Source organism: Cronobacter sp. HA18003, from assembly GCF_011605905.1.
Lineage (GTDB): Bacteria > Pseudomonadota > Gammaproteobacteria > Enterobacterales > Enterobacteriaceae > Cronobacter > Cronobacter sakazakii.
Map to the genome: position 1 here is coordinate 110,196 of NZ_JAANQO010000024.1, position 24,359 is coordinate 134,554.

Consider the following 24,359-nt stretch of genomic DNA (forward strand, 5'->3'; position numbering starts at 1 on the left):
ATAAAATGCCGGCAGGTGAATACCCGCTACAGGACAACACGTATGTACCACATCAAAATTGTCTCTATTTTCAAGGAATTCATCCCCCCTGCGCAGTTTGAGAGGATCATGCGTCCTGACATCGCCGCGCAGTGGATAATGTCTGTGCCGGATAACGCCGTGCGCTCGCTGTTTACGCGTTACGAGCTGTTTCAACCTTCTACCCGCGCGAATCCGTATCAGTCCGGGCGTGACTTACGCAAGCTGATTGCCGATGAATTCTGGCATGGCAACCTGGTGGCGATTGATGAAAGCTCGCGGCCCTGGTCGCCCACCACCGAGCTTTATTACATCAATGAAAAAGGCGAGCTGGAGCCGACCCACGCGCCCCGGTCGCTGATGTTTCCGTTGGGTTACATCATCGTTCGCTACGGCTCGATGGTGCGTGTCTATCGGACGCTTCCGCCGCCGACCGTCAGACCAACCCAGGTGGTGAAATCGAAAGCCGCAGCGGGCCCTGAGCTGGCGACGCCGGGCAAAGATATGAAGCAGACCGCCGCGCAGCTAAAAGCGATGACCAAGGCGGAACGCTGGCAGGCGCGAAAAGATCTCATCAGCAAGGGCAACAACAGCATTTACCCTGATGCGCAGATTGCCGCGAAGCGTCTTGCCGATAACAACATCGCCGTCGAAAAAGCCAAGCTTGCGGAGAATATCTATAAAACCACGAATCCGTTACAGGCGACGCCGGACGTGCCGGAGGGGTGGAAGGACATCAGTAATGATGTCGATGCTCTGAATAAATTTGGTCTGAAGAAAAATATGCTTTACGACAACGAAGAGGCACCTGATTTTCTGGCACGTGTCTATCAACCGGATACTGCCGTATTTGGTAATGACATGAACCCGACGTTAGTTTTCAGGGGGTCGAGAGCACCTGAATTCGTATCAATGTCCGAACCGATAAAAAATATCGCTGACTGGTCTAATAACGGCGCGCAGGGTCTGGGAATGGAATCTGCCTATTACAGGAAGGCAGTCAATCTGGGGAACATACTGGCAAAATCCGGGCAGAATATTGATGTCGCCGGACACTCACTAGGGGGAGGCCTCGCCTCTGCGACCTCCATGGCGAGCGGTAAACCGGGCTGGACCTTCAACGCCGCCGGGCTGCATAGCAGCACCGTGGAAAAATATGGGGGCAGCATTCTGGGTAAAACCGATGATATCCAGGCCTACCGCGTTGAGGGCGAATTGCTGACGAAAGTGCAGGAAGTGAATGTCTGGGAAGACCTTAAGTCGATGGAAGGCCTCCCTGTGCCGACGCTTTTAAAAGAGGGCGTGTCGGCGTTCGCGCCAAATGCCGCAGGCATTCCACACGATTTGCCCGGTGGCACAGGAGGCGCGCTTGATCGCCACGGCATCGGGCAGGCGATTAACTGTATCGAGCAGCAAAAAGATGAGGATATTGCCATCATCGGGAGCCGCCTGTGAACAAACTCTTTTGGGGATGCCTCGCGCTGTGTTTTACCTTCATGATTCAGGGGTGTAAGCAAAATATGGATTTAAATCCGCAGGACTACTTTAGCGGCCAGCAACTGACGCTTGCTAAAGCTATCGAAGACGGCAAGGTTGAAGACGTCGAAAAACTCGCGTCGGAAACCGACCTGAATAAACCCGGCCAGCACGATATGACACTGTTGTTCTGGTCTATCATGAACGCCATCAACGATAAAAAAACGCCAGAACATTTGAAGGTTATTACCGTTCTCGTGAAGGCAGGAGCCGATCCGCTCCAGCCGCGCCCGGAGGGTAAAAGCAGCCCCGCCGAATATGTTTTGAAAGCCGACAGCGGCGACTGGATCAAGGCGATGCTCGACGGCGGCTTATCTCCGGACGCGAAAGATAAAACATTCCATGAGCCCATCATATTTCAGGCGATCAAAGCCAAAAATACTGACACGCTCAAAACCATGCTGGATGCGGGCGCGAATATCAACATCACTGATTCGCTCGGCAATACGCTGTTGATCGACGCGCTGGATTACGGGAAACACGACCATGTTCTGCTGTTGCTTGATCGCGGCGCCGACCCGGAAATCAAAGCCGACAATGGCTGGACGATGGGTAACCAACTGCAACGATTGTTGAATGGTGCTAAGGAAGGCAGCGAACATTATCAATCGCTGAACGAAATAAAAGAGAAGCTCATTGAGCACGGCGGAAAATGGCCGCCCGCCCCGGTTAAATAATTCCTGCACGACCTTACCCGCTGACGCGCCTGCATAATTCCTGATTATGCAGGCGATATCATTTCTGATGCCGCGGGTTTTCTCCCTTTCTGCTTTGCCGCTACGCACGCGATCGCATAAGACATTATGGAATGAAGACTATGCTCAACCGAATCACCGTTCAGCTCCCGGTCGAGGGGCTGCTTTTCTGGAAACTCTCCGGGCGCGAGGCGCTGTCGGAGCCGTTCATGTTCACCCTGACGCTGCTCGGCACCGACGCGCGCGCCGACCGCAGCGCGCTGCTGGGGCAGCCGGTGACGGTGACCATCCCGACCCAGGCGCTGATGACGCCGCGCTACCTCAACGGCAAGGTGACCCGGGTGGCGGTGAGCGCGGTGGAGCTTTCCGGCACCCGTTATGCCGCCTATGAGCTGACGGTGGAGCCGGACCTGTGGCCGATGCAGCGCGACCGTAACCTGCGCATCTTCCAGGGCCAGACGGTGCCGCAGATAGTGAAAACGCTGCTGGGCGAGAGCCGGGTGAACATGGAAGAGCGCCTTTCCGGCAGCTACCGCGTCTGGGAATACTGCGTGCAGTACCAGGAGAGCAGTCTGGACTTTATCAGCCGCCTGCTGGAGCTGGAGGGCATCGCCTACCACTTCCGCCACGAGCAGGACCGCCACACGCTGGTGCTGACGGACGCGCCGGGCCAGTACGAGCCGTTCCCCGGCTACGAGACCATTCCGTATCACGTCACGCCGTCCGGCGGTTCAACCGACGAAGAGGGCATCAGCCAGTGGGCGCTGGAGGACAGCGTGACGCCGGGCATCTACAGCCTCGACGACTACGACTTCCGCAAGCCCAACGCCTGGCTGTTCCAGGCGCGGCAGAACCCGCTGTCGCCGCAGCCGGGGAGCATTGATGTTTACGACTGGCCGGGCCGCTTTGTGGAGCACGGTCACGGGGAGTTCTATGCCCGCATCCGCCAGGAGCGCTGGCAGGTGGAGCACCGCCAGACGCAGGGCACCGCGACGGCGCTCGGCATCGCGCCCGGCCACACCTTTGTGCTGCGCAACGCCCCGTTCTTCGGCGATAACGGCGAGTACCTCACCACCATCGCGCATTACCGCTTCGAGGAGAACCGCTACGCGAGCGGCCCGGACAGCAACACCCTGCATGAAATCCGCTTTGAGGTGATACCGGCGGACGTGCCGTACCGCCCGGCGCAGAAGACGCCGTGGCCGCGCACCTACGGCCCGCAGACGGCGAAGGTGGTCGGCCCGCAGGGCGAGAGCATCTGGACAGATAAATATGGCCGGGTGAAGGTGAAGTTCCACTGGGACCGGCTCGGCAAGGGCGACGACACCAGCTCCAGCTGGGTGCGCGTGTCGAGCGCCTGGGCGGGCCAGGGCTTCGGCGGGGTGCAGATACCGCGCGTGGGCGACGAAGTGGTGGTGGACTTCATCAACGGCGACCCGGACCGCCCGCTGATAACGGGTCGCGTGTACAACGAAGCCAGCATGCCACCGTGGGCGCTGCCTGCCGCGGCCACACAGATGGGCTTTTTAAGCCGCTCGAAGGACGGCTCGCCGGATAATGCCAACGCCCTGCGCTTTGAGGACAAGGCGGGCGAGGAGCAGGTGTGGCTGCATGCTGAAAAGAACATGGATACCGAAATCGAGAACGACGAAACGCATTCGGTAGGCAGCAACCGCACCAAAACCATTGGCGCGAATGAAACCACGACGGTGAAGAAAAACCGCACGGAAACGGTCGTGGAAAATGAAACGATCACGGTGCATCAGAACCGCACAGAGACGGTGGATGGCAATGAAACCATCACTATTCATTCCAACCGTACCGAGACGGTCGATCAGAACGAAGACGTGCGTATCGGGCAAAACCAGAGCGTGACCGTTAACGGTGCCCAGACGCTGCGCGTCGATAAGACCAAAACCGAAACCATCGCGCTCGCCTCCATGCTGAACGTCGGTCTCGCGCAAAACACCAATATTGGCGCGGCATATGTGCTGAACGTCGGCGCAGGCTGGATGACCAACGTCGGCGCGATGCAGATGCATAACGTGGCGCTTAAATATTCGGTGAACTCAGGCAAAGATCTCAGTCTGTCTGCGGGCACGACAGCGGATTTCAGCGCGGAAGACAAAATCACGCTGGTCTGCGGGGAATCGATGATTGTGCTGGAACAGAACGGCACCATTACGCTTAGCGCCAACAAGATCAAGATGGTCGGCGAAAAGGTTATCGACATCGACGGTACGGAAATCAATATCAACTGATATGGAAAACTTCTCTAATCTCAGCGCCTTTCCGGCCATGCTGTTTGATTCGTTCGACCAGAACGATCACGGCTTCAGCACCGTTGTCGCCAGGGTCAGTTACGACCTCGATATCGCCACGGGCGCGCTGACGCTGTGCGACGATCAGGGCGAACTTGTTGAACAGGATCTTCATTACGGCGAGCCGGGCTACAGTAGCGTCCGGTTTGAAAGCGATCTGGCGCCCTATAAACCCTGGATGGATGTCGTCATTAACGCCAGCGCCTGGGCGCCGCAGGATAAACCCGCGGGCAGCTTTACAGTGGGCGTGCAGATTGGCGACACGACCCGTCTGTTACGTATTCACGGGCCACGCGAGTGGTGGAACGTGATGGCAGGCTGGCGGCTGACCGATCCTGAACCCCTCCAGACGCTGGAGCTGCGCTACGAATATGCGGCGGGTGGGATGTATACGTTGCCGGACGATCAGGTGGTCGCAGCCCAGGAAAACACGGTCGGGATGGGCTGGTACCCACGCGAGGTCAGAAAGCACCTGAAAAAAGACCGGCTGCCCGCCCCGCAAATTGAGTGGGTCACCCAGCCGGTGAAAAAGATTGATGAAGCGGGCCTGGCCGCCGGGTTTGGTTTCTATGGCCGCGGCTGGAAGGGACGCATTGAGCACGCCGGTACCTATGACGAAAACTGGAAGCAGAACCGTCATCCTTTTTTGCCGAAGGATTTTCGCTTTGACTACTGGTGCGGCGCGCATCCGCTGTTGCAGTTTCCGCTGCCCGCGCCATTAAGCGCGATACCGGTGACGCTGAAATATCTTATCTCTGCGCGTGACAAAGCCGATCAGGAGATTCGCTTTCAGGTGCCGGTGGAAAGCCTGTTTGTTTTTATCATGACGCAGAAAGGGGCCGGGGTCGCGCAGGACATGACGCTCGACACGCTGGTGGTGGATGTACCCGCGCGTAAAGTGCATTGCAGCTATCGCACGGTAATCTCAGAGCTGATGGAGCCGGTGATGACCGAGCTGCGCTTTGTCGCGCGTGAAGAACGTCACGCGCAGGTCGCGCGTGCGCGGCAGCTGCTGAGCGATCGCGAGTCGGCAGACTTTTTGCCGCTGCCCCCGTCGCTGTTAAACCTGAAGGAAAAAAGAGGCGCGCATGGCTGAGAACTTTGCCGCCCGTAAAAACGGGAAATATAAGCTGGTCTGCCTGGCCCCCGATATGTGCTTTACACCGGGCATCCAGCCGCCGGTGCCTTACCCGGTGACCGCCACGCTGGAGCCCTCAAAAAGCACCGTTGATTCGGTGAATTTTGGCCGTAACCCCGCTTTTGTTTATAACCAGAGCTTTGTGCCAACCACCATTGGCGATGCGGCGGGGCGCAATAAAGGCGTGGTCAGCGGTACGGTGGAGGGCGACTGCTGGTCTCTCGAACACAGCCCGGATACCAACGTCGGCGGGCGTCCGCTCAACCGCGTGCAGGATACGTTTGCCATGAACGGCAAAGCCAACGGCGGCCGTGGCGGAAACTTCACCAAGAAAGAGACCTGGGAGCGGCGTAAGGCGCTTATCGCGAAAGGTAAACAGAGCAGCGACCCAAAAGCGCAGGCGGCGGCACAGCGGCTTGAGCAGAATAACGTGGCGGTGGAGAAGGCACGTCTGGCGGATTACGTGTATGAGCCCCGCGATCCGTCGAAACCGACTCCTGAGATCCCGGCAGGCTGGAAAGATATCTCTAACGACCCGCAGGCGCTCGCCAAATATAACCTTTCGCCGAACGACTTACGTGCTAATGGCGCGCCGCAGTTTCGTGCGCGGATGTATGAGCCAGACGAAGCGGTGTTCGGCAAGGATATGAAACCTTCGGTGGTCTTTCGCGGCACGCAATCGGGGCCGGACTGGGGCGTCAATGCCAAACAGGCGTTTGGTGTCAGCAACCCGTATTATAAAAAAGCGGTTGAAATTGGCGCCTCTCTGAAAAGATCTCCCGCGCCCGTTGACTGTGTCGGCCATTCCCTGGGCGGCGGGCTCGCCTCCGCCTGTTCGCGCGCCAGCAATAAGCCGGGCTGGACGTTCAACGCGGCGGGCCTTAACAGCGGAACGGTTGAGAAATACGGCGGCAAAGTGCTTGAGAAGAGCGTCACCTCAGAGAACATCAACGCCTACCGCGTTAAAGGTGAAGTGTTAACCGGCCTGCAGGAGCCTGGCGTGCTGGGTACCCTCGGCGTGGTTGGGGCGCTTGGCGCGCTGGGCGCAAAGCTCGGCGGGGTGTTTGGCGGGATTATTGGCGCGGGCGTAGGGTTAGTTATTGCCGCGCTACCTGCAGCAGTGGGCATCAAACACGATATGTCGGGCGGCCAGGGCAACCCAGTAAACCGCCATTTTATGAGCCAGGTCATTCCCTGTATCGAAGCAGAAAAAGCAGAGGATGAGGCTATACTAATGGCTTTATAAGGAGATCAGAATGAAGACGTTCCGAAGGCTAATTTGCAGTCTCCTCGCAGGACTGGCACTCTTTTCTGTCGTAATACCTGGTCATGGAAGTACAAATATGAAACAAGCAGCGCCGGAAGTTTATTTTAGCGGTACGCAATTACAGCTTGCTCAGGCTATTGCTGAGCATAATCTTTCCGAAGTAAAAGCATTAGCCAAAAGCACAAACTTAAATAAACCTGGCAGCCAGGAAATGACATTGCTGATGTACGCACTATTAGAGGCGACTAATGGCGATGCGACATCGCTGGAGATTGTGACGGCGCTTGTGAAAGCGGGCGCGGATCCGCTTCAGGATATCCCGGATTTCGGCAGCCCGGCTGCGGTGATGGCAAGCTCCAACAACCCGGCCTATATCAAAGCGCTGATTGAAGGCGGCCTTAGCCCCAACGCCATGACCAACTACCAGCCTTTAATTTTTAATTCAGCTTCAGATAATTCATTTTCCGTCATGAAATATCTACTATCGGCAGGGGCTGATGTTAATAAAACCGACAGTGCCGGGAAAACGGTATTAATGGTGGCATTAGCAGGCATGGAACTGGATCAGGTTGAATATTTACTCAATTATGGTGCCAACCCGAATATTGAAAACCAGAACGGCCTGAATTTTGGGAAGCTACTGGCCGATGCCATCGAGCGTGAAAAAGACAGCAATAAAAGAACGACGGATAAGTTAGAAGAGGTGCGTCAACTCGCTATTCGCAAGGGGTTACACTGGCCACCCGCGGCTGATTAATTTATTTTCTTATTCTATCGCTCCTGTCCGGGGGCGATATTTACTTTTGAGAGGCGTCCGGTTCTGATGGGTATTTAATGCTAAATACCACTGTTTACTATTATGCAAGGTAACGTTATTACCGACACATTTTAAAAAGATATTATTGCGTTTATTGCGCAACACAATAAACCCGAACGCTTTTATTAAGAACACGCAATCCATCGCAGGGAATTTACATGGCGACAGGAAATACTATCGGTAAATTACAATATGCGCCGGCACCGAAAGGCAAGGTCGCGGCTGGCAGCGCTAACCCGCCTAAAAAGAAAAGCTGGTGGGGCGACTGGGGCGATATTGTCCATACCGGGCTGGATGTCTTAGGGGCGGTGCCGGTGCTGGGCGTCGTCGCCGATGGCGCGAACGCGGCGATTTATGCCGCTGAAGGCGACTACGGCAACGCGGCATTATCTGCGGCCTCCGCAGCGGCGAACTTCGTTCCGGGCGGCGGCGCGGCATTTAAAGCCGGTAAAATGGCGGTGAAAGCCGGTAAAGCCATAGAAGCGGCCAGCGCGACGAAAGGGCTGGTAAAAGAAACCGCGAAACTCGCCGAAAAATCCGCGTTTAAAGCCGAAAAAGCGGCAGCCAAAGCCGAAGGCAAAGCCGCCAAAGAAGGCGCGGAAGACGCGGTCAAAGCCAAAAAAGCGGGCAGTGAAAAGGGCGGCAGCGATAAAGGCAAGGCGAAAAAAGAGACCGAGCCGTGCAAAATCCCGAATACCGCCGCGGTCGAGCCGCTGGTCGGCAGCCCGGTTAACGCCATTCTGGGCATTAAAGTGCTGTTCGGTAACGAAGATAACGACTTTTCCTTCCCGGCATCCGTGCCGCTTAACTGGCAACGCTACTATTTTTCCGATGAAATCGGCAACGGCTGGCTCGGGCAAGGATGGTTTTTACCGCTGTCGCTGGAGGTTCGCGCGCAGGATGACATCCTGCTGTTTATCGATGAACAGGGGCGCGAAATCGAGTTCCCGTGGCCAGAGCCGGGCCACCCGCCGAGGCTGCACCGTTATGAACAGCTTTCGCTTTCGCAGCCACAGCCGGGCGAGTTCCGTATTTTTACCGCCGATGAAGCGCGCTGCTGGCATTTCACGCACCAGGCGCAGCCGGATCGCTGGCTGCTCACAGTGATAAGCGACCGGCATGACAACCGCCTGACGCTGCACTACAACGCGCATCATCAGCCTGAGCAGATAACCGACAGCGCCGGACGGCGTTTTATCGTCCATTTTGCCAGGCTTACGCTTGCGGATAACGACACGGTTGAACGTATTGTCGGCGTCAGCGTCTGTCACCCCTCTGACCCGCTCAACGCCGAAAGCCTGTGCCGCTATGACTACTCGTCGCAGGGCGATCTCATCGCCGTCAGGAATGGCCAGGGCGAGGTGCTGCGCGAATTTCGTTACCGCAACCACATCATGGTGGCGCACCGCCGCGCGGGCGAAATGGAGTGTTTCTATCACTACGATAAACACGAGCCCTCCGGGAAAGTGCTGGCGCATCGCGACAGTCTCGGCGGCGAATGGCGGTTTGAGTATGGCGCGGCCAGCACCACGGTAACTGATGCATTAGGGCGCGTGACGCGGTACGAGTATGACGACAACCATGAGCTTCTGGCCTATCAGGACGCCGCTGGCGGCTATACCCGGTTCCGTCGCAACGTTCGCGGGCAAATGACGCAGATGACCGACCCGGCGGGTCGCGTCACGCGCTACCGTTACGACGAGCGCGGCAACTGTACCGCCGTGACTGAGCCGGACGGACAGATGACGCGCATCGACTACCACGAACGCTGGAACCTGCCGGTGCGCGTCACCGATATGCAGGGCGGCACACGCGAATACGCCTATGACGTGGCCGGTAACCTGATTCGTTTTATGGATGAGCTGGGCCGTATCACGGAATATAACCACGACGATCGCGGCAACCTGGTGCGCATTCGCGATGCGGCGGCGGGTATTCAGCGCCTCTCCTGGAACAGCGCCAACTTTCTTATCAGCCATACGGATTGTTCCGGGCGTACCACCACTTTCGGCTATGACAAATATGGCTGGCTGAAAGAGCAGATTGACGCGGCGGGCAACCGCACGCTGATAAACAACCGGCAGGATGGCCTGCCGCTGAGTATTGTTCACCCGGATGGCGCGACGGAGACCTTTGAGTTTGACCGCTGGCAGCGCCTTACCGCCTGGCGCGACGCGCAGGGGCAACTTACACAATGGAAACTGGCGCCGGATGGCCTGCCGCTGGCGCGCATTGATGCACTCGGGCATCAGGTGAAATATGAATATGACCTGGCGCGCCGCCTGATCACGCTGATCAATGAAAACGGCGCGCGTTATGAGATGGAATATGACCTGCGCGACTCGCTCATCCGCGAGACCGGGTTTGACGGCTGCACCACCCGTTACCGCTATGACGCGGGCGGCTTCCCGACGGTGCGCGAGGAAGAAGGCAACGGAGACGGCAGTGTCATCCGCACGCATTACCAGCGTGACGAGGCCGGGAGGCTGCTGGAAAAACTGGTCGCGCGCAGTGGCGAGGACCAGTGGCAGCGCACGCGTTACCGGTATGATTCCCTTGGGCGGTTGATTGCGGGCATCAACCACGGCGGCCGCGTGGAGCTGGAGTGGGACGCCGCCGGCCAGCTGACGCTTGAGCGTAACCTTATTCGCGGCGTCAGCCATGAATTACGTCATCAGTATGATGAGCTCGGCAACCGCACCGTCACCACCCTGCCGGATGGCCGCGAGCTGAAAAACTTCTACTACGGCAGCGGCCACCGTATTCAGGTGAATCTCGGCAACCGGGTTATCAGCGAAAGCGAGCGCGATGTGCTGCACCGGGAAATTCGCCGCACGCAGGGCACCATCAGCAGCGAGTATGTCCATGATGAAATGGGGCGGCTGGTCAGCCAGCGCGCGGGACGTAACGGGAAAATCGCGGTCGCGCGTGATTACGCCTGGCGGAGCGACGGTCAGCTGTTGCAGATGGTGGATAAATATACGGGCGAGCATCGCTACGACTACGATGCGCTGGGCCGCCTGACCCGCGCCCGCGAAGAGCATTTCGCCTTTGACCCGGCCCACAACCTCCTGAGCGACAACGGCGCGGCGCCGCTGCACGATAACCGCCTGCGGGTGTATGAGGACAAACGCTGGGATTACGATAATTTCGGCAACGTCACCGCCAAGCATATTGCCCACCATACCACGCAGCAGTTCCGGTGGAACGCGGAGCATCAGCTCGCGGAATCCGTCACGGTGCGTAACGGCGCAGAGCAGCGCACCACCTATGGTTATGACGCTTTCGGCAGACGCAGCTGGAAGCAGGACGCGTTCGGCGTGACGACGTTTGTGTGGGACGGCAACCGTCTGCTGAGTGAATCGCGTGGCGGGCGCAGCCACCTGTGGATTTACGAAGAGGACAGCTTCGCGCCGCTGGCGCAAATCAGTCTGGGCAAGGGCGACACCGAACATGACGCAGAGGTGTACTGGTATCACAACGATGTGTCGGGGATGCCGCGCGAGCTGACGGGCGCGGGCGGCGAAATTGCCTGGCGGGCCGAATACCGCGCCTGGGGCAACACGCTTCGCGTGGAACACATTGAGACACGCGCCGGTGAGCCGGTGTATCAGCCGTTACGCTACCAGGGGCAGTATTTTGATGCCGAGACGGGTTTGCACTATAACCGCTTCCGCTACTATGATCCGGATGCGGGGCGCTTTATCAGTCAGGACCCGATAGGGCTCGCGGGCGGGATAAACCTTTACCAGTATGCGCCGAACCCGCTGGTGTGGGTGGATCCTCTGGGGTTGGCTTCAAGATCTTGGTTAGCGAAAGCTTTAGCAAATGGTCACGTTATACCTGCAGGTATGACAAACCCTCATGGTCATCATATTGTTTTTAAAGGACAATACCAAGGGACATCACTGGCTCCGCATTTATCAAGATCGAAAGCTATTCTTAAAAGATATGGTATCGATCCTGTAAATGACCCTGCGAATCTTATGATTGCCAATAACGGAGAGGGGGTCCATACCGAAAAAAATGCAAAAAAAGTTGCAGACGCACTAGTCAAAGCTGATAAAGAAATCAAGGAAATAAGTAAATGCAAAAAATTGACAGGCAGCGATAGGACAAATCTTCTTAAGCAGAAGTTACAAGAAATCGGTCATGATGTATTTGGAGGATATAGGTAATGGAAAATTGGCATAGCATGCAATTGGATAAATTAAACAAATTAATCCAAGAGGAGTTTTTAGGGTTATATAAGAAATATAATAAAGAAAATAATATTTATGGGGTCGTTTTGGTATTGGACGATGACGGTTTATCTAGTTACATGGCCATATCCACAAAGGAAAGTCTTGAAAAAATCCATAAGGGAATAGAGTGGGAGGGATATTCTTGGGTTCTCGGATTTTTTGACGATAATGATGATGTCGGTGTACGTTCTTTCACCACTATAATGATGGAGCATTATAATGAAAGCATCCTGCCTTTACTGCCAGAAGGCTATGATTTTGATGAGGAAAGAGAAAGGAACATTAACCTATATATAAGTGCTATGAAAAAGGCAAAAGAACAACTATGTGATACTATCGGCAATGATGTGAATAATATTGTTTTTTATATTACTATTCCTGGTGAGCCGGAAATTGATCATGCCTCTGCCATAGAGATTAATGAACCTTCAGAGAACCTAAACTGGTTTTTAGAAACGTACAAATATTTTTTATAAAATTTTAAAAGGCCTTTAACGGCCTTTTTTTTTAACTAATATAAATCCATTCTCACCTTATACTTATTTATTGTCTATGAAGACAAACGCTGGGATTACGATAATTTCGGCAACGTCACCGCCAAACATATCGCCCGGCATACCACGCAGCGGTTCCGGTGGAACGCGGAGCATCAGCTGGCGGAATCCGTCACGGTGCGTAACGGCGCAGAGCAGCGCACCACCTATGGTTATGACGCTTTCGGCAGACGCAGCTGGAAGCAGGACGCGTTCGGCGTGACGACCTTTGTGTGGGACGGCAACCGCCTGCTGAGTGAATTACGCGGCGGGCGCAGCCACCTGTGGATTTACGAAGACGACAGCTTCGCGCCGCTGGCGCAAATCAGTCTGGGCAAGGGCGACACCGAACACGACGCAGAGGTGTACTGGTATCACAACGATGTGTCGGGGATGCCGCGCGAGCTGACGGGCGCGGGCGGCGAAATTGCCTGGCGGGCCGATACTGCCTGAAGGATATGACTTTGATCCTGAAAGAGGAAGAAATATTAATCTCTATGTAAGTGCCATGAAAAAGGCAAAACAACAGCTATGTGTCTCTCTCGGCAGTAACGTAAATAATATTGTCTTTTATATTACTATCCCCGGCGAACCGGGAATTGATCATGCTTCTGCTTTAGAAATTAATGAGCCTTCAGATAATCTGAGTTGGTTCATTAAGACTTATAAGTATTTTTTATAACACTAGCTTCCTGATATTTATAAAAGACTACATCCCTACCATACCGCGCATTCAAGGACTGATATGATGCCTTTAACGCTCATGCTGCTTCATCCCAAAAAGCTCTTACTTTTTCTGGCTCTCTGTAGCCTGAGTGCGTTCGCTGATGAAAGGTTTTCCGGCCAGTGGGAAGGCGAGAATGCGGCAGGATCTGTGCTAACGCTGGACCTGAAGCAAAACGCGCAGATTATAAACGGCACTTACTGTTACATCACGCAGCGCGGCAACCGTATCGACTGCGCCGCGCCTGGGGAGACGAATTTGCGCGGTATCAGTACGGGCAACCGGGCCGATGTGGCGTTTGATTCTACTTTTGGCGGCGTTAACGGGCAGGCGAGTCTTGAGGTTGAAGGCGACAGGATGACGTGGCGGCTCATCAAGATTCCTGTAAAAGGTGGCTATTATGCGCCGCAAACATTTACCCTGACTCGTAACCGTGATGGTATGCAATCCAGGTAACAGTATTACACTGATAAACCGCTATCTGTTGCCTGTCCGACATTAATAAGATGATTCATAGTGAATACATGAAATTCCAATGTCAGTCCTTAAGGATAATATGATTTTCATTCGCCATACCGGAAAGGTCATTACCGCTGCGTTAATAACGATGTTAATAATTTGCGGCGCTTCAGCCAGTACATCCTCTGCCAGCCTCTGGCAGTTTATTAGTACGATGCGGTCATCCTTAGCGGATATCAACGTCGCCACGCTTAACCATGCGCCTTTAACATTCCAGCTGGATTCTCAGAACGAGTACATCAATTTTTACCGGGCGGAAGATGTCGCGTTTACTGCGTCAGGGAAGCTGACCGACATTGAATTACGGCTGAGTAGAGAGCCGCAGGAGAAAACGCTGCTGTTTATCTCTCACTGGCAGGGGCGGTGCCTGACGCTTAACGACATCAAACAGCATTACCCCGTATTGACGATAACCGACACCCCGCGCGGCCATTCCGGGAATGAAGTAACCAGCTACACCACGCCTGCCGGTGCGTCTGGCGAGGCTGTCACGTTCAGCTTTAGCGAGAAAACGCCTGATTGCCTGAGTAACGTCATTATTAGCCGGGATAAGTAATGCCCGGCGCGGCCTGAGTGATGATGCCGGCACGACGCACCGCGCTCGCCGCTGAGCGCCCACCGCCACACCCGCAACAGCCTCTATCATCCAGAATCACGCAGAAAACCTCTTGCGCGCCGGGGTAAATAATCCGTTATTTACCCTACCCACCATAATTAGTGGTTCCCCTAAGCTAAATATTATCCTTTCATATAAAAAGCCTTTCTCAGCGCGGTAAGTAAAAGAAAATTCTCTTTCTTTCATGAATATTTCAGCGCGTTATTAGTGACGCTCTCCATAAAAATAGTGCGCGAGTCGTCAGAATTTATCCCAACCATCAATCCTTACAGTCAGTGGAATCAGATTAGTCTGTATATTCAGAATAATGGCGGTTTTTCGATGAGTCACTTATTGGTATATTTGCACAGCAAGCGCGTGGCGTTTGTATAGCGTCTTTTTTACCGCTTCGTTACCTGACATTTCCTGATATGGCTTAACCTCGATCGAGGCTATGGCAGCGGTAGCCGTATTATGAAATTTCATGTCGCCTGCAATATGAAATTAACTAAAACTGCAAAGTGTTTCTGGCAGAGTGTCTGCTGCGCGGCCAGAAGCCTGAAAGGTATGCGTCATTTGCTGCTGTGCTGTGATTTACGGGCATAGCCAGGTGGATGTCTCCGGCTCTGGTATGCACCGCATATACACATAGGGATGGAAGTTATGCTCAACCGAATCACCGTTCAGCTCCCGGTCGAGGGGCTGCTTTTCTGGAAACTCTCCGGGCGCGAGGCGCTGTCGGAGCCGTTCATGTTCACCCTGACGCTGCTCGGCACCGATGCGCGCGCCGACCGCAGCGCGCTGCTGGGGCAGCCGGTGACGGTGACCATCCCGACCCAGGCGCTGATGACGCCGCGCTACCTCAACGGCAAGGTGACCCGCGTGGCGGTGAGCGCGGTGGAGCTGTCCGGCACCCGTTATGCGGCCTATGAGCTGACGGTGGAGCCGGACCTGTGGCCGATGCAGCGCGACCGCAACCTGCGTATCTTCCAGGGGCAGACGGTGCCGCAGATAGTGAAAACGCTGCTGGGCGAAAGCCGGGTGAACATGGAAGAGCGCCTTTCCGGCAGCTACCGCGTCTGGGAATACTGCGTGCAGTACCAGGAGAGCAGCCTGGACTTCATCAGCCGTCTGCTGGAGCTGGAGGGCATCGCCTACCACTTCCGCCACGAGCAGGACCGCCACACGCTCATCCTCACCGATGCCCCCGGCCAGTACGAGCCGTTCCCCGGCTACGAGACCATTCCGTACCATGTGACCCCTTCAGGCGGCAGCACAGACGAAGAGGGCATCAGCCAGTGGGCGCTGGAAGACAGCGTGACGCCGGGCATCTACAGCCTCGACGACTACGACTTCCGCAAGCCGAACGCCTGGCTGTTCCAGGCGCGGCAGAACCCGCTGTCGCCGCAGCCGGGGAGTATTGACGTTTACGACTGGCCGGGCCGTTTTGTGGAGCACGGTCACGGCGAGTTCTACGCCCGCATCCGCCAGGAGCGCTGGCAGGTGGAGCACCGCCAGACGCAGGGCACCGCGACGGCGCTCGGCATCGCGCCCGGCCACACCTTTGTGCTGCGCAACGCCCCGTTCTTCGGCGACAACGGCGAGTACCTCACCACCATCGCCCACTACCGCTTCGAGGAGAACCGCTACGCCAGCGGCCCGGACAGTAACACACTGCACGAAATCCGCTTTGAGGTGATACCGGCGGACGTGCCGTACCGCCCGGCGCAGAAGACGCCGTGGCCGCGCACCTACGGCCCGCAGACGGCGAAGGTGGTCGGCCCGCAGGGTGAGAGCATCTGGACGGATAAATATGGCCGCGTGAAGGTGAAGTTCCACTGGGACCGCCTCGGCAAGGGTGACGACACCAGCTCCAGCTGGGTGCGCGTCTCCAGCGCCTGGGCGGGCCAGGGCTTCGGCGGGGTGCAGATACCGCGCGTGGGCGACGAAGTGGTGGTGGACTTCATCAACGGCGACCCGGACCGTCCGCTGATAACGGGCCGCGTGTACAACGAAGCCAGCATGCCGCCGTGGGCGCTGCCGGCGGCGGCCACACAGATGGGCTTTTTAAGCCGCTCGAAGGACGGCTCGCCGGATAACGCCAACGCCCTGCGCTTTGAGGACAAGGCGGGCGAGGAGCAGGTGTGGCTGCAGGCCGAGCGCAACCTTGATACCAAAGTGAAAAAAGATGAAACCCACAGCGTCGGCGGCTCGCGGATACTTTCTGTAAAGCAGGACTACACCGGCAAGGTTGAAGGCAAGCAGGAACACGCCATTCAGATGAGCCGCAATGAGCTGGTCGGGGGGCAGTACGACATCAAGGGCCAGGGCACGGTCACCGTTTCTTCCGCGACTGGTATTCGCCTGGTCACGGGCGATTCGGTGCTGGAAATGAGCGCGAACGGCGAGGTCAATCTCTACTGTACAAAATTCGCGATCAACGCCAGCGGCACAGGGCAAATCAATACCGGCGGCACGCTCGATCTGAACCTTAAGAATGAACCGGACAAAGCGTCAAACGTCGCGCCGACGCCTGGGGATATCCAGAACGAAGTGGCAAAAACATTTAATTCCGACGGAGAGGGACAGGCATGAGCCAGGTGAAATATACGTTATCAGAAGGGACGCTGACGCTGCCGGAAGCAGTTCAGGATCGCAGCATGACGATATTGTCACTGCCGAAAGCGGGTGCCTCCCTGGTGCTGACCCGCGCCTGGGACGTCAAGCCTGGCGAAGAAGAGACTTACCTGAAAAGCCAGGTCGCCAAAATCAAACGTGACATGAAAAAGTTCACGGGTGATGAAGTCACTGATACGCAGGTGGGCGGCAGGCCCGCGCGGGAAGTCGCCATGCGTTTTGAAAACCACGGCGTGACGGTTTATGAACAGCTCGCCACCACCATGCTTGACGATCACCTGCTGGTGATGGCGATGAGCCGCACCGCACCGTTTGATGACGACGCGCTGGCGGTATGGGAATCCATTAAAGCGGGGCTGGAATTTACGCCTGGAGAGGGAGCGTAAGCGTGTCCGAACTGTTAGCTGCCCGTATAGATGATCCGCTCATCCACAGCTCTCTGCTCGCCGATGTCGTCAGTGGCGCGGTGGAGGGGGCTATCTGTCTTGCCGCCATAACGGCGGGTTCGGCGATGATGGGCACGGGGCTGGGTACGGTTGCGGGCGTTGTATTGATTGCGGCCGTATTCACCACGGGTATTGCAGAGGACGCCGGCGATCTGGTGGGGCAAGGCGTCGATGCTGTGCTGGATTTCTTCGGCTGGCTCGGCCCGCCGGATGCGATTATCAAGACAGGCTCTCACAACGTACGCATTATGGAAAAAGCCGCCGCGCGCGCGGCGGGCACGGTTGATCACAACTATCTCAATACGCCCATCCCGCAAGAGAGCTTTGGTGATCAGGCGAAGGCATTTGCGATAGGCACCGCGGTTGCCATTCTCGAAGTGGCGCAGTTTACCCTGCACCCGCTGGATAACCTGGCGGCAGGAGCAAGCGCCATCGCCAGCAGCGGCTGGGACGGAGTAAAAAAATTCGCGGGCAGCGTCTGGGATAACTTCACGCAACCCGTCGTGGCGGGTGCCAGCCCGTACGCTAAGGCGGCGCCGGGCGATATCGTGGTGTGCACCAAAGGCCATACGGTGGCCGGCACCAACTACCTGGCGGAAGGCTCGAAAAAAGTGCTGATCAATGGCCAGCCCGCGAGCCGCAACGGCGATCGCAGCACCTGCGAAGCCAAAGTCAAAGTTAAAGAAAACACGCGCGTGCGCATCGGCGGCGAAAGCATCGTGGTGCGCGATATCCGCAGCGGTAAGAATTTCTGGGCGCGGCTTATTGGCAACACCATCGGCAGCCTTGGCCCGGCGATTATCCGCAACCTCAGCAAAGGGATGCTGAAGACACTCTTCAGCCGCCAGATCATGAAAACCTTTTGCTGCCAGTTTGCCGCCGATCTCGGCATGGGCCTGACGACATTCGGGCTGATTCAGGCAGGCAAAGTGGGCAGCGAGGCGCGCCAGACGCAGCACCCGGTGGATATCGCCAGCGGCGCGAAAATTCTCGCGGGCGGCGAAGACCGCGATTTCACGCTGGAAGACCGCATTCCGCTCATCTGGCAGCGTGTCTACAACAGCCGCAACCTGGCGACCGGTATGCTCGGCACCGGCTGGCTGCTGCCGTTTGAGACCCGCTTCTTCCGCCTTGAGAACAATCAGTTTATCTGGCGCGATATGTCGGGCCGCGAGCTGGGCTTCGGCGAGCTGACCCCCGGCGACGTGGTGGATTATCTCGAAGACGGCGTCACGCTCTATTACACCGTCAGCGGCACGCTGATGCTCCAGATGACGAGCGGCGAGTACCACGTCTACGAACCGGACCCGACGCGTCCGGGCGAGTGGCGGCTGTTCCGTATCTACGATCGTCACGAGAACTGCCAGTACTACAGCTGGGATGAACACGGCAGGCTGGCGCGGATTTCCGGCGACAACGAAGCGCTGGATGTCGAACTGGCGTATGAGAAAACGCATGGCCGTCTCGCCAGCGTGCATCAGGTATGCAACGGCGAGCGCCGCCTGCTGGTGACTTACGGTTATAACGAACACGGCCAGTTGACTGACGTGACCGACGCGGACGGCATCGTCACGCGCCGCTTCGGCTGGGATCGCGCCAGCGACATGATGGGCTGGCACAGCTATTCCACCAACCTGAGCGTGCATTATCAGTGGCAGCCCGCCGCCGATGCGCCCAACTGGCGTGTGTGCGGTTATCAGGTGCTGGATGACCAGGGCAACGTGCTGGAGCGCTGGCGCATCGATGCCGACGAGGCGAAACGCTGCGCCACGGTCAGCTGCGACGCGGGTTTCTCGACGCGCCACTGCTGGGATTACCTCTACCGCATCACGGAATACACCGACCGCCACGGCGGCGTGTGGCGCTACGAGTGGGCGGATTATGCCGAGCTGCTGACCGCGGCCACCACGCCGGACGGCAGCCGCTGGGTATACGGCCACGACGAACACGGCAACCTGACGGAAGTGCGCGACCCGCTCGGCAACAGCACGTTCACCACGTGGCACCCGGTGTTCGCGTTCCCGGTGAAAGAGGTGCTGCCGGACGGCGCCACCTGGCAGTACGAATACAACCCGCGCGGCGATGTGGTCTCGCTCACCGACCCGAAAGGCGGCGTGACGCGCTTTGAGTGGAACGAGCAGGGCGACCTGGTTCAGCAGACCGACGCGCTGAACAACACGCACCGGTTCTGGTGGAACGAGCGCGGGCAGCTGGTACGCGACGAGGACTGCTCCGGCAACCAGAGCCAGCGGCTTTATGACGCGGCGGGGCGACCGCTCAGCGCCAGCGACGCCGAAGGCAACACCGACCGCTGGACGCTGACTGCGGCAGGGCGTCTGCGCACCTGGCGGCGGGCGGACGGCCGCGAGACGCACTACGAATATGACAACGCCGGGCTGCTGTGCGGCCAGGACGATGACGGTCTGCGCGAGCGTAAGGTGACGCGCAACGCGCGCGGCCAGGTGGTGAGCGCCGCCGACCCGGCGGGCCACCTGACGCGCCTGCGTTACGACCGCTTCGGCCACCTGACGACGCTGGTGAACCCGAACCGCGAGAGCTGGCGGTTTGAGTATGACGCCGCAGGCCGCCTGACGGGCCAGCGGGACTACGCGGGCCGCCTGACGGAGTACCGCCACGACGCGCTGGGCCAGGTGACAGAGGTGATTCGCCATCCGCTGCCGGGCAGCGCGGACGCGCCGCTGGTGACTGCGTTTGAATATGACGTGCTGGGCCGCCTGACTGCACGCGAAACCGCAGAGCACCGCACCGAGTACCGCCACAACACGCTGTCGCTGGAAATCCGCCGCGCCACGCGCGCCGAATGGCGGCAGGCGCTGCTTGAAGAGCGCGAGCCTGCGTGGGACGCCGTGCTGGTCTTCACCCGAAACGCCGCGGGCGAGCTGGTGAGCGAGGAGAACCACGGCGGGAAGTTTGAGTATGAGTACGATGCACTCGGCAACCTCAGCAGCACAACATTCCCGGATGGCCGCGAACTCGCCACGCTGCGCTACGGCACCGGTCATCTGCTGGAGATGCAGCTGCGCCACGGCGGGGCAATGCACACGCTGGCGGCGTACGGCCGTGACCGGCTGCACCGGGAAATCTCGCGCAGCCAGGGCGTGCTCTCGCAGGAGACCCGTTACGACGCCGCAGGGCGCGTCACGCAGCGCACGGTGCTGGACGCCCGCCGTGAACTGGTGTTTGAGCGCCGCTACCGCTGGGACCGCACCGACCAGATAGTCCAGCAGATACACACCGACACCACGCCTGCAACACCGGGCGAGAAATACAGCCAGTACCTGTGGGGCTACGATGCCGCCGGTCAGGTCACAAAAGCCGTTGAACCGCAGAAAGAAGAACGCTTCTTCTGGGACCCGGCAGGTAACCGCACTGAGGAGCACCGCAACCCGGTGTGGCACAACCTGCTGCTGCGCCTCGACGGGCTGAAGCTGGACTATGACGGGTTTGGCAGGCTAACGCGCCGTCAGGATAAAAGCGGTGTTATCCAGCAGTTCACGTATGACGATGAGCAGCGGGTGAAGGAAATCCGGTTTGAGGGGAACGCAGAGTTCCGCCGTGTGGAGTACCGCTATGACCCGCTTGGCCGCAGGACGCATAAGGTTCTGTGGCGTTACGGTGAGAAAGCCCCGGAGACCATCCGCTTTGACTGGCAGGGCTTACAGCTCGCCGGTGAACAGAGCGACCGCGAGCCGGACCACTACGTTCAGTACGTCTACACCGAAGGCAGCTACGAACCGCTGGCGCGGGTCGACAGCGTTTTCGATGACTGCGAAATTTACTGGTACCACACCGAACTCAACGGCCTGCCGGAGCGGGTGACCGACGCGGACGGGCAGACGGTCTGGCGCGGGCAGTTCAGCACCTGGGGCGAAACCGAACGCGAACTCAGCGTGCCGCAGTGGCAGGTGCCGCAGAACCTGCGCTTCCAGGGCCAGTACCTCGACCGTGAAAGCGGGCTTCACTACAACCTGTTCCGCTATTACGACCCGGTGGTCGGACGTTACACCCAGATGGACCCGATTGGGTTAGCGGGCGGGATGAACACGTATTCCTACGTGGGTGATCCGCTGACGTGGGTGGATCCGCTGGGGTTAATGAGCTGTGGCTCAGACGCTGTTCTGTTACGACAAAATATGATCCGTGAGGGTATCGAAGAGCCATCTTTCAAAAATAGTGCGCACCATATTGTTATGTCTAATTCAACAGACGCACGGATGGTTGCATTAAGACAGAAAATAGAAGACTTCGATCTTGATATAAATGGATCTTATAATGGCGTATTTTTACCAACGTCATCAAAGGTTAAAGTTGCTTCTGGAACAAGCTTGCCTGCGCATAGCAAAATCCATACAAATACCTATAAGCAAAATGTTTATGAAAGACTTATTAATATTGATAATGCTGAAGAATTTGTTTCGGAATTAGAAAATATTAGCAATATGATTATGAAAAATAAATTTGAATTTTGAGGGCTAGCTAATGATGACTTTCAATGAAATGAAACTAAAATTCGAAAATATAAAAGTTAACTCTAATCAGGCTAATGAGGACTTCTATAATTTGCTTGCAAGCAGAGCGGTTTGTCATAAATATTATGATAGGCCAGTGTTGTCATTATTTCCTTATGAAATTGAATACTATGGCGGAAAACCTGGAAAAGAAATAAAACAGCCATACGATAAAACCAATGGTTATTATAAATGTTTTTTTGACGGAGATGGTCGAATTATAATCTCTGAAGGGGTGAATGGTAAGGGGGTTGTTATCAATAGGCAGTTTTTATTTTACTCGCCTGATATAATAGAAAGCTATTATTTTACTAAGGTTGGAGCATTTAAAGCTGCAAACTATAGTGTTTTGCCGCTAAAGAAAGGGCTACCTGAAAAATTGTTTAATATTGGGCCTAAAGGTCAGAGTATCTGGGATTTTATATATGATGAAGGTGTTTTAAAAAAAATAGAAGTAAATAACGTTACTGATGATGATTATAAAAAAGCCAAGGATGTTCATTTTTTATATGGCGCTTCAGGATTGGTAGAAATCGTTTACGACTATTTAAATGGTGAAAAGCAATCGATATATAAAAACAAATTAAAATCAAAAAAATAGAGCGTTGATTGAATTTAAAAAAGGATCCATGGTCACTTAAGTTCGGATAAAGAGAATATTTAAGAGTTCTCGTCTTCACCCGCAATGCGGCGGGCGAGCTGGTGAGTGAGGAGAACCACGGCGGGAAGTTTGAGTATGAGTACGACGCACTCGGTAATCTCAGCAGCACAACATTCCCGGATGGCCGCGAACTCGCCACGCTGCGCTAAGGCACCGGCCACCTGCTGGAGATGCAGCTGCGCCACGGTGGCGCGACGCACACGCTGGCGGCGTACGGTCGTGACCGGCTGCACCGGGAAATCTCGCGCAGCCAGGGCGTGCTCTCGCAGGAGACCCGTTACGACGCCGCAGGGCGCGTCACGCAACGCACGGTGCTGGACGCGCGTCGCGAACTGGTGTTTGAGCGCCGCTACCGCTGGGACCGCACCGACCAGATAGTCCAGCAGATACACACCGATACCACGCCGGCGACGCCCGGCGAAAAATACAGCCAGTACCTGTGGGGCTACGACGCCGCAGGCCAGGTCACAAAAGCCGTCGAACCGCAGAAGGAAGAACGCTTCTTCTGGGACCCGGCAGGAAACCGCACTGAGGAGCACCGCAACCCGGTGTGGCACAACCTGCTGCTGCGCCTCGACGGGCTGAAGCTGGACTATGACGGGTTCGGGCGGCTGATTCAGCGGCGGGATAAATCCGGCCTTATCCAGCATTTTGCCTATGACGACGAGCAGCGGGTAAAAGAGATTCGGTTTGAGGGGAACAGCGAATTCAGAAAGGTTGAATACCGCTATGACCCGCTGGGCCGCAGGACGCATAAGGTTCTGTGGCGTTATAACGACCCGCAGCCGGAAACCATCCGCTTCGACTGGCAGGGTTTACAGCTCGCCGGTGAACAGAGCGACCGCGAGCCGGACCACTACGTTCAGTACGTCTACACCGAAGGCAGCTACGAGCCGCTGGCGCGCGTCGACAGCATTTTCGACGACTGTGAGATTTACTGGTACCACACCGAACTCAACGGCCTGCCGGAGCGGGTGACCGACGCGGACGGCCAGACCGTCTGGCGCGGACAGTTCAGCACCTGGGGCGAAACGGAGCGCGAACTCAGCGTGCCGCAGTGGCAGGTGCCGCAGAACCTGCGCTTCCAGGGTCAGTACCTCGACCGCGAAAGCGGCCTGCACTACAACCTGTTCCGCTATTACGACCCGGTGGCGGGGCGTTACACCCAGATGGACCCGATTGGGTTAGCGGGCGGGATTAATACGTATTCCTACGTGGGTGATCCGCTTACAGGTATTGATCCTTTGGGATTAATGAACTGTGGGATTAAATATGGCGAACTGGATAGTTTAGGTCGCCCGACAGGGGTGCAAGCGAGATTGAATGCTAGCCATGTGAATACCGGAACGCATGCAAATCCTAATATCCAACCGCCAGGTTTTATCACAGGTGCTGGGTCTAACCGAGCTCGAGGTCATTTACTTGGCCGCCAATTAGGTGGTTCTGGTGACGATGTCCGGAATCTTGTTACTATTCAACAGAGACCAGCTAATACTCCTGTCATGAGTGGTATAGAAGGTCGTATAAGAAAAGCGCTAGAGCAGGGGGAGATCATAGATCTAAACATAACTCCTATCTATCATGGCCCATCCAGAATTCCTGCTGGTATAACGATAAAAGCAGAGGGTTCTGGTGGATTCTTTGAGCATGTGACAGTACTCAATCCTCCAGGAATGTGA

Annotated in this window: 14 protein-coding genes and 2 pseudogenes; all 16 read left to right on the forward strand. The window is 56.5% G+C overall.

From position 1 onward, the window contains the following. Positions 1–42: 42 nt before the first annotated feature. On the forward strand, positions 43–1,473 hold the full coding sequence (locus tag G6041_RS17045; RefSeq protein WP_007853550.1) for a hypothetical protein: 1,431 nt from the start codon (positions 43–45) through the stop codon (positions 1,471–1,473). Continuing rightward, positions 1,470–2,231, forward strand: coding sequence for an ankyrin repeat domain-containing protein (locus G6041_RS17050; protein ID WP_007889010.1), 762 nt, complete (start codon positions 1,470–1,472; stop codon positions 2,229–2,231). Before G6041_RS17045 ends, G6041_RS17050 begins: the two co-directional genes overlap by 4 nt. Positions 2,232–2,371: 140 nt before the next feature. Beyond that, the gene (locus G6041_RS17055) at positions 2,372–4,510 is read left to right on the forward strand and encodes a type VI secretion system Vgr family protein (RefSeq protein WP_015387111.1); all 2,139 of its coding nucleotides are present in this window, start codon (positions 2,372–2,374) and stop codon (positions 4,508–4,510) included. Between the two features lies 1 nt (position 4,511). Then, entirely contained in the window at positions 4,512–5,666 is a 1,155-nt protein-coding gene (locus G6041_RS17060; RefSeq protein ID WP_012126145.1) for a DUF2169 family type VI secretion system accessory protein, read from the forward strand. Then, the gene (locus G6041_RS17065; RefSeq protein WP_012126144.1) at positions 5,659–6,954 is read left to right on the forward strand and encodes a DUF4150 domain-containing protein; all 1,296 of its coding nucleotides are present in this window, start codon (positions 5,659–5,661) and stop codon (positions 6,952–6,954) included. Before G6041_RS17060 ends, G6041_RS17065 begins: the two co-directional genes overlap by 8 nt. A 97-nt stretch (positions 6,955–7,051) precedes the next feature. Next, positions 7,052–7,732, forward strand: a complete 681-nt coding sequence (locus G6041_RS17070; RefSeq protein WP_012126143.1) for an ankyrin repeat domain-containing protein — start codon at positions 7,052–7,054, stop codon at positions 7,730–7,732. Positions 7,733–7,950: 218 nt separating this feature from the next. Then, entirely contained in the window at positions 7,951–11,970 is a 4,020-nt protein-coding gene (locus G6041_RS17075; protein ID WP_085406977.1) for an RHS repeat-associated core domain-containing protein, read from the forward strand. After that, on the forward strand, positions 11,970–12,512 hold the full coding sequence (locus tag G6041_RS17080; RefSeq protein ID WP_012126141.1) for a DUF4303 domain-containing protein: 543 nt from the start codon (positions 11,970–11,972) through the stop codon (positions 12,510–12,512). The genes G6041_RS17075 and G6041_RS17080 overlap by 1 nt, the downstream gene beginning before the upstream one ends. A gap of 72 nt (positions 12,513–12,584) precedes the next feature. Further along, positions 12,585–13,013 (forward strand): annotated as a pseudogene (locus tag G6041_RS17085) (RHS domain-containing protein); the annotation flags it as partial. A gap of 301 nt (positions 13,014–13,314) precedes the next feature. Continuing rightward, entirely contained in the window at positions 13,315–13,749 is a 435-nt protein-coding gene (locus G6041_RS17095) for a hypothetical protein (RefSeq protein ID WP_012126139.1), read from the forward strand. Positions 13,750–13,849: 100 nt separating this feature from the next. After that, positions 13,850–14,368 carry a hypothetical protein gene (locus tag G6041_RS17100; RefSeq protein WP_041460754.1) on the forward strand — a complete coding sequence of 173 codons (519 nt, stop codon included), beginning with the start codon at positions 13,850–13,852 and terminating at the stop codon, positions 14,366–14,368. Positions 14,369–15,070: 702 nt separating this feature from the next. Beyond that, positions 15,071–17,002, forward strand: a complete 1,932-nt coding sequence (locus G6041_RS17105) for a type VI secretion system Vgr family protein (RefSeq protein ID WP_041460638.1) — start codon at positions 15,071–15,073, stop codon at positions 17,000–17,002. Next, on the forward strand, positions 16,999–17,430 hold the full coding sequence (locus G6041_RS17110) for a DcrB-related protein (RefSeq protein ID WP_012126135.1): 432 nt from the start codon (positions 16,999–17,001) through the stop codon (positions 17,428–17,430). Before G6041_RS17105 ends, G6041_RS17110 begins: the two co-directional genes overlap by 4 nt. Positions 17,431–17,432: 2 nt before the next feature. Beyond that, positions 17,433–21,980 carry an RHS repeat-associated core domain-containing protein gene (locus G6041_RS17115; RefSeq protein ID WP_012126134.1) on the forward strand — a complete coding sequence of 1,516 codons (4,548 nt, stop codon included), beginning with the start codon at positions 17,433–17,435 and terminating at the stop codon, positions 21,978–21,980. Between the two features lie 10 nt (positions 21,981–21,990). Continuing rightward, positions 21,991–22,620 (forward strand): hypothetical protein, encoded by a 630-nt coding sequence (locus tag G6041_RS17120; protein ID WP_012126133.1) that lies wholly within the window; start codon positions 21,991–21,993, stop codon positions 22,618–22,620. Between the two features lie 65 nt (positions 22,621–22,685). Continuing rightward, positions 22,686–24,359: pseudogene (locus tag G6041_RS21490) on the forward strand (RHS repeat-associated core domain-containing protein); the annotation flags it as partial.